General features: G+C 42.1%; 10 protein-coding genes. 6 read left to right on the forward strand and 4 right to left on the reverse strand.

The window, feature by feature from the left end:
• The 4 genes from F6K20_RS08740 to F6K20_RS08755 form a co-directional block, all read left to right on the forward strand.
• Positions 1 to 561: AAA family ATPase (locus F6K20_RS08740; RefSeq protein ID WP_287294431.1), on the forward strand; the 561-nt coding region annotated here is incomplete at its 5' end.
• A gap of 9 nt (positions 562 to 570) precedes the next feature.
• Complete coding sequence (locus F6K20_RS08745) at positions 571 to 897, forward strand: AAA family ATPase (protein ID WP_287266708.1); 327 nt, start codon at positions 571 to 573, stop codon at positions 895 to 897.
• 230 nt (positions 898 to 1127) lie between these two features.
• Positions 1128 to 1598, forward strand: a complete 471-nt coding sequence (locus tag F6K20_RS08750; RefSeq protein ID WP_287294433.1) for a DUF6174 domain-containing protein — start codon at positions 1128 to 1130, stop codon at positions 1596 to 1598.
• Between the two features lie 860 nt (positions 1599 to 2458).
• Positions 2459 to 3166, forward strand: a complete 708-nt coding sequence (locus F6K20_RS08755; protein ID WP_287294434.1) for a hypothetical protein — start codon at positions 2459 to 2461, stop codon at positions 3164 to 3166.
• Positions 3167 to 3266: 100 nt separating this feature from the next.
• Here the strand turns inward: F6K20_RS08755 and F6K20_RS08760 are convergent, their stop codons facing one another.
• The 3 genes from F6K20_RS08760 to F6K20_RS08770 are packed head-to-tail and all read right to left on the reverse strand — an operon-like array spanning position 3267 to position 9343.
• Positions 3267 to 6845, reverse strand: coding sequence for a HEAT repeat domain-containing protein (locus tag F6K20_RS08760; protein ID WP_287294436.1), 3579 nt, complete (start codon positions 6843 to 6845; stop codon positions 3267 to 3269).
• Positions 6846 to 6890: 45 nt separating this feature from the next.
• Positions 6891 to 7973, reverse strand: a complete 1083-nt coding sequence (locus tag F6K20_RS08765) for a tetratricopeptide repeat protein (protein WP_287266688.1) — start codon at positions 7971 to 7973, stop codon at positions 6891 to 6893.
• On the reverse strand, positions 7970 to 9343 hold the full coding sequence (locus tag F6K20_RS08770) for an ATP-binding protein (protein WP_287294437.1): 1374 nt from the start codon (positions 9341 to 9343) through the stop codon (positions 7970 to 7972). The genes F6K20_RS08765 and F6K20_RS08770 overlap by 4 nt, the downstream gene beginning before the upstream one ends.
• A gap of 1089 nt (positions 9344 to 10432) precedes the next feature.
• Here F6K20_RS08770 and F6K20_RS08775 point away from each other — a divergent pair.
• Positions 10433 to 10690, forward strand: coding sequence for a hypothetical protein (locus tag F6K20_RS08775; protein ID WP_008183892.1), 258 nt, complete (start codon positions 10433 to 10435; stop codon positions 10688 to 10690).
• A 157-nt stretch (positions 10691 to 10847) separates the two neighbouring features.
• Here the strand turns inward: F6K20_RS08775 and F6K20_RS08780 are convergent, their stop codons facing one another.
• On the reverse strand, positions 10848 to 11120 hold the full coding sequence (locus F6K20_RS08780; RefSeq protein ID WP_287294439.1) for a hypothetical protein: 273 nt from the start codon (positions 11118 to 11120) through the stop codon (positions 10848 to 10850).
• Positions 11121 to 11303: 183 nt separating this feature from the next.
• Here F6K20_RS08780 and F6K20_RS08785 point away from each other — a divergent pair.
• The coding region (locus F6K20_RS08785; RefSeq protein ID WP_287294441.1) for a helix-turn-helix domain-containing protein at positions 11304 to 11476 on the forward strand (173 nt) is incomplete at its 3' end.

Here is an 11476-nt window from a genome sequence, read left to right on the forward strand (position 1 = left end):
ACTGGCATGCAGCTTGGCACTCGATGGGAGAATATCGAACCATTTCGGTTAAATGCTGACTGCCAGCAGAAGCCGAGCTGTTTTGAAATTATTTTCATTCAGGATAATATTCGCTACCAATACGGATTTTCCTTAGACCAAGAGCGGGTGTACGAAGAGTGGCTAATCGCGTATCCCAAAGGACGTCCTCAAACGTGGTTTGAGCGTAACTATCGTTCAGAAGAACAGGAGTATGATTGGTATTTTGGGCGAGGGCTGAAAGGCGAGAAGGAACGTATTAAGGGTTTTGTTCGCCCCAATTCTTTATTTCTATCTCATGCCGCCCAAAATAACCATCCTCAGTTAGGAAAGATATTTATCTGGTTTAGCTCTAAGTTAAAGTTAATTCCAGCAAGGTTCCAAAATCTATCTAATTTTACTGCTTTGAAATTTGATAGATATACTAATTATAGTGAAAATTTTTTAAAATTAATCAAGGGAGGTCATATCGACATATCAAATGGTATCCAACGATTATGTGAAATTGGAGGATATTGGATAAATGCTTTGGATAATGGATAAATTTTAATTATTGATCAACTAGACCGCAGCTTACATTCAGAAATATCAACCTATTTAATCAAGGAATTTAATGATAAAGCAGCTAATCAAAATAACGCTCAATTGATTGTTACTACCCACGATACAACTTTCCTAGATCGAGACATAGTAAATCAAGACCAGGTATGGTTGATGGAGAAAGATAGCAACAATAGCACTAAGCTCTATTCTTTACTAGATTTTAAAATTCGTGAGGATGAGTCCCTACAGAAAGGCTACCTCAAAGGTCGATATGGAGCGGTTCCCTTTGTTAGTGGGCTGGATAGTTATGATACCTACAAGACCACTAAAAATTGATCTGACTAGACCATCAAGGGGTGCATATTCTAAAAGCTGTTTGACCCGGTGGTGCGTTACGGGACGGGCTGTTCCAACGCTGACCACGAGGCGGAAAATGAATGCGAGCCCGTCCCTAACGCACCCTACACAACTACTGCCCTCCTACGGAGAATGGCAACAAAATCACTAGGGAATTCGTCAACTATCCCGAATTATGATTGGTCGCTCTACTTGTTGACTCGAACACTATGACGCTACACTCCAGACTCTATCGCTATTGTTGGTTAGGATTACTAGTGATGATTCTGCCACTTTCCGCTTGTGCTAGTGATCCTTCCCCTGAGCAGCTATTGGAACAAAACCAGGAACGTTGGGAAACTCAAAAGCTTGATAACTACCGGTATAGATTGCAGGTAAGTTGCTATTGTATTGGTGAAGTCACCAACCCAGTTGTGGTAGAAATCCGTAATGGTGAAACGACTTCGATTGTTGCTGCTGATAGCGGCAAACCAGTTAATCGGAAATTTTTTAATACCTATGATTCGGTCTCGAAGCTATTCGATGTTGTCCAAAAGGCTATTGATAAGGATTATTATAAGCTTGATGTTACCTACGACCCGACTTTAGGTTATCCAACTCAAATCGATATGGACTTCAGAGCAGAGATGGCGGATGATGAAAGAACTTTGACTATTGGGAATTTGGAAGAATTAAAGTAAGGTGGGCAAAGTAATATAATTGTAAGCTATCAGCTATCAGCTATCAGCTATCAGCTATCAGCTATCAGCTATCAGCTATCAGCTGATAGCCTGTCGCCACGCTACCGAAAGAGTTTATGCCCATAGCGCACGCTACACCAAAGAGCTTTTGAATAAAACAAGCTGACGGCTGACCGCTGACTGCTGAATGCTTACATATAATTTATAATAATCCAAATAATTCAACGGTTTTTGCCCACCCTACGATCTACAAACTAAAACCCAAGTAGGGTGGGCAAAGTAATCTAATTTATAATAATCCAAATAATTCAACGGTTTTTGCCCACCCTACAAGACTAAAACCCAAGTAGGGTGGGCAAAGTAATATTATTTATAATAATCCAAATAATTAAACGGTTTTTGCCCACCCTACAAGACTAAAACCCAAGTAGGGTGGGCAAAGTAATCTAATTTATAATAATCCAAATAATTCAACGGTTTTTGCCCACCCTACAAGACTAAAACCCAAGTAGGGTGGGCAAAGTAATATTATTTATAATAATCCAAATAATTAAACGGTTTTTGCCCACCCTACGATCTACAAACTAAAACCCAAGTAGGGTGGGCAAAGTAATATTATTTATAATAATCCAAATAATTCAACGGTTTTTGCCCACCCTACAAGACCGATGAGTAGATGAGTAGGGTGGGCAAAGTAATCTAATCTAGAAGAATCAAAAGAACTAAACGGTTTTTGCCCACCCTACAAGCTACAAACTAAAACCCAAGTAGGGTGGGCAAAGTAATATTATTTATAATAATCCAAATAATTCAACGGTTTTTGCCCACCCTACAAGCTCACAAAGTTAAAAAGTGATATAATGAAAATTACACCATTACTGACACCTGTTGTGGTAGGTTGTATAGTTACAGCTGCTCCGGTAGCGTTGGCGGATAGTCCCTTAACTAGTACTCCTTTTGCTAAGGCATATAAAGATGTTGATATGATTACATATGCCTCGGTTTATGGACTTGATGATAAGGTTTTCCAAAACCTAAGCAACCCCAATATTACCCATGATGTGCGAGCAGCGATTATCAACCAACTTGGGTTTTCTGTTGAGCCAAGCCAGAGGGCTAATCAGTATCTTGAGTATATTGCTCGCAGCCGTAGTCAGCAGCCATCAGCGATTACCCTTGAGATGTTAACGGCAGCAGAAGCCCTAGCGCTAGGCTATTTACTAGCCATGGATGACCCTACTTTGGAGAGTGTTGTTGCCGTAGCCAATCGCTCTAGATCAAGCAGTAGTCTGGGACAAGTTCAGCGAGCTAATGCTCTATTATTATTGGATGCAGCAGTTGTGAAGGATCCTGAGGATTTCTCTATTGCTTTCATCCGTAGCCTTGTTAAGGCACAAAAATCATTACGGGCAGGGATTGGGAATTGGTGTGCGGTTTACCAGAATGTTTTTTCGGTATTAAAGGACTTTCCCCGTCAACGAAACATGCGCCCTGAAGCGATTGATATGGTTAACGATTATATTAGAGGTTACCGGAACTATTGTAATAGTCGCTCTATTTCTCGTTGACTGGGATTTGGAATGCGATCGCAAAACCCAATCGAGTTAAGAGTCTACAAGAGAGCGATCGCAAAACCCTCCCTGCTCCCTGCTCCCTGCTCCCTACTCCCTATTCCCTATATACAACCAAATTCCACAGCACATCAATACCTCTGCCCACATAGTCTGAATCCTGGTGTTGTTCAATCCATTCGGTTAAAGTGGGGATAATGGATCTTTTGCCCAATTCACCCAAGGCATCGGCTGCACTCCAACGCACAGAATAGTCATTATCCTCAAGCAGTGCTAGTAGGCCGTTGACTACGGTGTCTGAGCTGTTGCCCAATTTACCCAAGGCATCGGCTGCCCTACTACGCACATAAGATTCATTATCCTGAAGCAGTGCTAGTAGGCCGTTGACTACGGTGTCTGAGCTGTTGCCCAATTGAACCAAGGCATGGGCTGCACTACTACGCACAGAAGAGTCATTATCCTGAAGCAGTGCTATTAGGCCGTTGACTAGGGTGTCTGAGCTGTTGCCCAATTCAACTAAGGCATGGGCTGCACGACTACGCACATAAGATTTATGATCCTGAAGCAGTGCTATTAGGCCGTTGACTACGGTGTCTGAGCTGTTGCCCAATTCACCCAAGGCTCTAGCTGCACTACTACGCACATCAGATTCATTATCCTGAAGCAGTGCTAGTAGGGTGTTGACTACGGTGTCTGAGCTGTTGCCCAATTTACCCAAGGCATGGGCTGCCCTTCTACGCACATCAGAGTCATTATCCTCAACCAGTGCTAGTAGAGCCTTGACTATGTTTTCCTTGACTACGGTGTCTGAGCTGTTGCCCAATTGAACCAAGTTATAGGCTGCCCTCCTACGCACATTAGAGTCATTATCCTGAAGCAGTGCTAGTAGGGTGTTGACTACGGTGTCTGAGCTGTTGCCCAATTGAACCAAGGCATAGGCTGCACTCATACGCACATCAGAGTTATGATGCTCAAGCAGTGGTAGTAGAGACTTGACTATGTTTTCCTTGACTACAGTTTCTGAGTCCTTGCCCAATTCACCCAAGGCATAGGCTGCACTACTACGCACATCAGAGTTATGATGCTCAAGCAGTGCTAGTAGAGCCTTGACTACGGTGTCTGAGCTGTTACCCAATTTACCCAAGGCATGGGCTGCCATCCAACGCACAGAAGATTTATGATGCTCAAGCAGTGCTAGTAGGCCGTTGACTATGTTTTCCTTGACTACGGTGTCTGAGCTGTTGCCCAATTCACCCAAGGCTCTACTAGCACTACTATGCACATAAAATTTATTATCCTCAAGCAGTGCTAGTAGAGCCTTGACTACGGTGTCTGAGCTGTTGCCCAATTGAACCAAGTTATAGGCTGCCCTTCTACGCACATCAGAGTCATTATCCTTCAGTCGTTCTAGCCATATTTCAATTACCTGATCTTTTTCTCCTAACTCAGCTCGATAGTTCAGCAATCGTTCCTGATCAATTAAATCAGATTGCTTCTTCAACAATTCCAATACCGGTGCCTGAAAATCCGTTTCATAAAAACTGCAAATTATTTGATAAACCTGCTTGCGAATATTATAACCAACCCGCTCTTTACTCATCTCCAACTCAACCAACCGCTCTAAAATCTCTTGCACTAACTCACGATCAGCACCCCGCAAATAACTCGGATCTTCTGCCAAACAATTACCAGCAAACAACAAATCCCGATGCAACCACTGCTCATAGTTACTATTATTATTCAAAACTGTCCGAATTGCTTTCGCGGCATTTTCCTCTGTTTGTTGTGCTATGAGCAATAGTAACACTTCGCGCCAGTGGGAGTCATGCAAATGGTTCCGAATCGGATTTAAAATTTTATCAAAATCATACTTACGCAGCGCTTGATACTTAATTTCCTGGGCACACAAATATTCCTGAAATGTCTTATGGACAAACCCATAACAATCTTGCCCCTGCTCATTCAACAAACCAGTGCGCTCCCGAATTAATTCCACAAATCGTTTTGCCTCTCGCTCTGCCTTATGAAACTCTAGCCCCTTCATGGTTTTAATCTGCTCCTTCAACTGATTAATCAAATCATCCTGGTCAATCAGCGTTTCACTGTCGTTATTTTCAACATTTCCCTGGGTTTCAACATTTCCCTGGGTATGAATCCAATAAGCCAGGGATTCCATCAACCGGCGTAAATCATCCTCGAAATCCAAATACTTCAACCGCTTATCACTACTTAAGTCTTTATTGGCATTCCAAGACGTTAACAAGGTCTCCACTGCTTTGTCATAAAGCTTATGGCGCTCCTTGGGCAATACCACTTGATAGCGATGAATCAAGGCAATAATTGTCAACAATAACGGATTCTGTGCCAATAGCTTAATCCGGTCATTATCCTCCAGAGCCTTTCGTAACTTCTGCTTGCGCCTTTCCGCTTCTGCTTTGTCTGTCACCCTACTACTATACCAGTTATCAATAAAGTCTGAAATTTTCTCGTCATCAAAGGATTCAATTTGATAGTGGGGAAAGTCCTCAGTGCGGAAAAAGTCCCGTCTATAACCAGCCGGACGAGATGTAATAATCGCGCGATTTCTGTCAAACTGTCCTAAAAAATTATTGATGCGACTGACCACATCATGGCGTTTATTTTCTTCTGCTACTTCATCCAAGCCATCCAGCAATATTAACGCCCTACCATCAGACAACCAATGGTCAAAAAATCCTTCTGGTAAGGATTTTTTGACTTCCATGTTTGTTTGAGCAAACATACGGGCATAGTCGATCAGGCTTTTATCTGGATGACTGACTAATTTTCGTATCTCAATGAAAATTGGTAGCCAGTCAGTATTAGCATCTAACCCAAAAACATCAGCCTTGCTCTGAGCTAACATTAAGGCAAAATACTTCATTAACGTGCTTTTACCAGAGCCTGGCGCACCTAATATCACTACTCGTTTTGACTGATTTTGATTCAATAACTGATCAGCCAAAAATTTCCTAGGAGTTGTCTTTTTCAACAGCTCCCTTTCTGGTTTTTCACCACTTGCCTCTGCTAATCGCTCCAATTCCAAATCCCTAGCAGTTGCCACCTCCTCGACTACATCTGGCATTACAAAAATATGGGCTAATTTCTCCGATTTTTCTACCTGTTGCCCAGCCACAGCAATGCCAGCAAATGTAACATGGTCAAACCAGTGAGCTAACTGTTTACAATAATCCTGTTTGGCTACCTGAAACTTGAGATAAGTAGCAGTATGCTGAAAATAAGCATTAACAAAGGTCTTTATCCAATGCTGGAGACTAGCTTGTTGATTTAGTTTAATGTTATTGGTTTCAGCTTGCTTTTGGAATAGACTGACTAACAAATCACAGTCTGGCTTTCCTTGATTAATTAACGGTTTCTGTAATTCCTCCACAACAGTAGAATTAGTAAAATAGTTGCCCAAAAACTTCTTAACTCCATTCCAGCCATCCGGGGGAGCATGAAAAAATAACCGCTGTTGAGTATCGAGTTGTTTGTCCCATTGATCAACCGCTTTGGCTCCAGCTTTGATGGCTTTTTCGACATCGCTTTTAGTCAGAGATTGAACTATATGCTTACCCACTACTGCCGCAGCAGTACCTAACAAAGATGTCGCTATTTTTGATATTTCTATACTAGTCAAAAGTGATAAGGGATCCATAATTAAGATGTGCTTAGGTTTAATGAGTTTAATTGTAATAGCAATTCATAGTCCCAACTGATTTAGAGCATCCCCACACTGAACCAACGCTTGATCTGAATTTGGTTCAATTGCCAGGGCTTGATTGTAGTTCTTAATTGATTCCTCTAACCGCCCTATGCTCTTTAAAGCATTACCTCGATTAATCAGCATCTGACTCAATAAAGTTGCTTGATCAAGTCCCAATTCTTGGTAAATCTGGATTGCTTTATCATAAGAAGCTATGGAGCGCTCATACTGCTTGAGGCAATATAAGGCTCCACCCAAACTACTTAAAGAAGCTAATTCTCCGTAGCGGTCACCAATCTCATGTTGAATTTGTAAACCCTGTTGAAGATAGTTAATCGCTTCTCGATATTGGCCTAAGGATCGATAAGCATTACCCAAGCTACTTAAACAATCTGCCTCACCCTTGCGATTGGCCGTAGGCCACGCTACGCGATCGCCGATTTCTCGTTGCCTTTGTAAAGCCTGTTGAAAATAGTCAATCTCTTCGCCAACAGGTCTACCACTACCAATATTGATATTGTTTTGCCCTGGTTGGATTACATTATCAGAGAAATCGTTAGCTCCTATATCAACAGAAAAATTAAAAACACCTGCGCCCCAATCAAAGAAATCCGGAGCACGGCGAATAAAGTATTTAATAGCAAATGCTGGCAAAACAAAAACGAAGCAAAGAGTTGGAAAATTATCTCGAAATAGCTCTCGCCGTTGGTTTAAGTGGCTCAAGATGGTAGGAACAGTATCAAGATTGTAGTAATCCCCGTCTCCCCGATATCCTGGCTTGATATAAGCTTCTAAAGATTTTTCGAGACCTTGAATGAAGAGAATACTCAATTGATCGCGGTCTAGAATATTTTTAACACGATCATAAAGATTATCAATGGGCTCGGTTAATGTTAAGGTTGCTATTTGCTTCTGGGGTAAATCCTGATGCACTCGCCCAATGATCCGCTTAGCCTCTGCTGGAGGACATTGCATGAACACAATCCCAAATCCCCTCCGTCGCTTCAGCGATCGCAAAAAGGCTTGGTAAATCTCTTCCCGAGAGGGAGGAGTATCGTTAGATGAGTTAGCAAGACTCATAAAGCTCTCACCTTGGCAAGTACATCTTGAAATCTTGGAATCCCTTCGATTAGTGGATGAACGTTACACCAAATCTGTAGGTTATCGTTTTCATCATAATAGCGGTATTCCAAGAGGCAGCGACTCAACAACAGACGTAAGTGATCAACATCATTATATGCCTGCTTGAGATGACATGCTCGTGCTAAAATTTCCCATTCAGTCTCCTGTACAGTCTTCTGATAGGTCTCTCGTGTTTCTTCAATCGCTCGCTTTGCCGCTCTTTTAGTAATCGGTAGTTCATCTGTCCAGTCAATCGCTTTCTGGATTAATTGCATCAAGTTTCGGACATGTCCACCACTCATTAGACAAAGATTCTTTAAGGTCTCACCGTTATCAAATACCGGCGGAAAATCTAGCCCATCTACTTTCCCCTCTAGGGTTTGAAGCAAGTTGGGTTCGATCAGGGCAATTCGACAATAGATCAATTCCCTCATTTTGTCTAGCCCTAGTTTATTTTCTGTTCCGTCTGGATTGCGGATCATGATCATTGGCAAGACATCAGGTTTATCGTAATTATTTTCGAGCTGAGTTCCCCGTCCTGAGTACACCATGGCTATTGGCACAGTATAAATTACATGACAAGCCAATCTTCGTAACATTTCACTGCGATTGAGATAAATTTCATCATAGTTACTTGGTTTCCCTATTTCTTGGGTTTCTGCCATGCGATCAAGGTTGTCAACAATCAATACAATTCCTAGACTATTAGCAGACTTAGCAGACAAGGAGTTTTGAGCTTCCTGGATAAAGTCGTTGAGGGCTTCTACTAGAGATGGCGTATTGGCGTTGATTTTTTGGCGGAGTTCACGCCGTTTATCTGGTGTTGCTCGAAGGTTAGTAGTAATCTTGGCAAACTGTGAGATTTGCCCTTCTAAACTTAACCCATCAAACGCTACCTCGGTCAGGGCAATATCCTTTAATGATTCCCAACGATCTTTCATCCAATTTAGTAATGGATTATGCTGTTCAAGCTTAATTGCTTCTACCAAGTGGCGAGTGCAAGCAAAGAGAATATCTGCATAATCAGCATCTTGGGGTTCAATATCTTCGTCATCTGCAGCAAAGTAAACCACAAAATACTTCTTTTGTTCTAAATGCTCTTTTAGCCGTAAAAGTTCAGTAGATTTTCCTACTCCTCGGTGCCCAGAGTATAGCTGGCATGTTGGCTTTTTAGACCGGGTAATTTTCCTTCCTAACTCTCGAGTAACCTCCCAACCTCCACGAACATCTTGACAGTCAACATAAGCCTTTTTTGGTGGAGGCTGAAAAGGTTCAAAGGAACTATATATTTCGCTCAGTAAGTCCAACGCCACGACTACCTCAAACAATGATTTAGTTTAGATATTACTTATTATAGTATATCAGGTTTAAATTGGGTTAGGAATTTTATTATTGGGAGTAGGGAGTATGGATTAGGGAGCAGGGATAAGTAAATAGGTAAAAAACTGTGTATTTTTTTACCATTATCAACGCTAAAATTACCTAAGTTATCATCCCGACAAAAAACGCGATGCTCTGAGCCGCTATGCGAGTCACGCGAAGCTTCCGCGCTTATGCGATCGCATGCCCTCAATCTAACCCATAATTCCTGGGTTTTGATCCCCCTAAATCCCCCTTAACAAGGGGGACTTTCCGGAATTAAACCTTTGATAAACAGGACTTTAATTACTCCCCCCAATGATCACGGGGGGCTGGGGGGGATCGAGATATAAAATGCTATAGAAAGCCATGGAACCATTGAGCAACTAAGCGATTGACCTGCATGTCACGCTAGGCGATCGCATTCCCTCAATCTAACCCATAATTCCTGGGTTTTGATCCCCCTAAATCCCCCTTAACAAGGGGGACTTTCCGGAATTAAACCTTTGATAAACAGGACTTTCCGGACTCCCCCCAATGATCACGGGGGGCTGGGGGGGATCGAGATATAAAATGCTATAGAAAGCCATGGAACCATTGAGCAACTACGCGATTGACCTGCATGTCACGCTAAGGGATGAAGCGTTCGCAAAGCGTGGCCCAAAGGCCTCAGCTTCCGCGCTTATGCGATCGCTTTCAAATATACCCTAGCAAAACGCTCTAAGAGGATATCTGAAAAGTTTTTTGATATTGAATTTTGCCCCCCTAGCCCCCAATTCTGGGGGGAACAAGAATCAATTTGTTGGTAAAAGTCCCCCAAAATTGGGGGATTTAGGGGGCTTTAATGTAGCAAATGAGACTTCTCAGACAACCTCTAAAAAAAAACGCGATCGCTACTACCAAATCAAGCAAAAAAACAAAAAAAGTAATCTAAACTTTTTCATAAATACCCCCTCCGTGCCAAAATTATTTTCAAAAAAAATCTGAAAATTACTTGACAACATAAAAAATATTTTATAAGATAAAAATGTCCTCGTACAAAACACCTAAAACTAATCATGGACAATCAAGACTTTATCCCGAATTCCGATGATAATCCTAACAATCCTAATCCGCCTGAATCCTCTGGCGAATCCCGGCCAGGACGGAAGCAAATCAAACATATATTGATCGGTTCTCCCAAAACTGTGCGGATGACAATTTACAGCCTTTATAGCCTTGGCTACGCACAAGTTGATGAGTGGAGCACTCCTCAACCTACCGAAAATCCAGGTGAAGTAATCAGTATATTGATTCGATATCTGTCGGTAGATTAAGATAGCAACTTGCCAGGGATGCCAATCCCTGGCGACAAGGAAAAACCAAGGATAAAGGACAAAGTCTCAAGTGTCTGTGATTAGTACGAGGAATAGGTTAGTAGGTTGTTGATTGTGACAATTTGCTAACGAAATAGAGGACAAATAGTCAAGGACTCTAGGGTTGTTGACAATTACAATAAATAATTCGGTCAAGCATTGGAATTAACCAGAACTTGACCGAATTTTTTTTATTTTGATCATTGAGGGAACAGGGAATCGGGAACAGGGAATCGGGAACAGGGAATCGGGAATTGGGCAATTGTTGCGTAGGGTGCGTTAGGGGCGGGCTTGCTTTCATGTTCTCCTCTACGCGCCTGAAGCCGCCCCGTAACGCACCACCCAAAGACTTGTGATAGTGCAATAGTTTTTTTTTAAACACCCACATCACCTATATCACCCCTAGTGCAAATGCAATAGTTTTTCCAATTATCCACGTTAACCACTTATACCTCCCATAGTGTAAATGCAACAGTTTTTTTCAACCACCACTATCTCCACACTTTCCACCCATTGCATCTTTTAAAAAATCGTGTTAATATAAACAATATCGTAAACACAATGGTTTTTCGCCATGATGATTTCTACCGCACAAGCCGCTGAATTACTAGGTATCTCTGCCACTCGCGTCCGTTTCCTGTTGAGCAAGGGCAGAGTTAAAGGAGCTTATAAAGTCGGTAGAACTTGGGTGATTCCCTTATTTGATGGCATGCCAGTGGTTACCCCTGGCACTCGTGGACCAAAGCG

Source organism: Moorena sp. SIO2C4 (genome assembly GCF_010672485.1).
GTDB classification, from domain to species: Bacteria; Cyanobacteriota; Cyanobacteriia; order Cyanobacteriales; family Coleofasciculaceae; genus Moorena; species Moorena producens.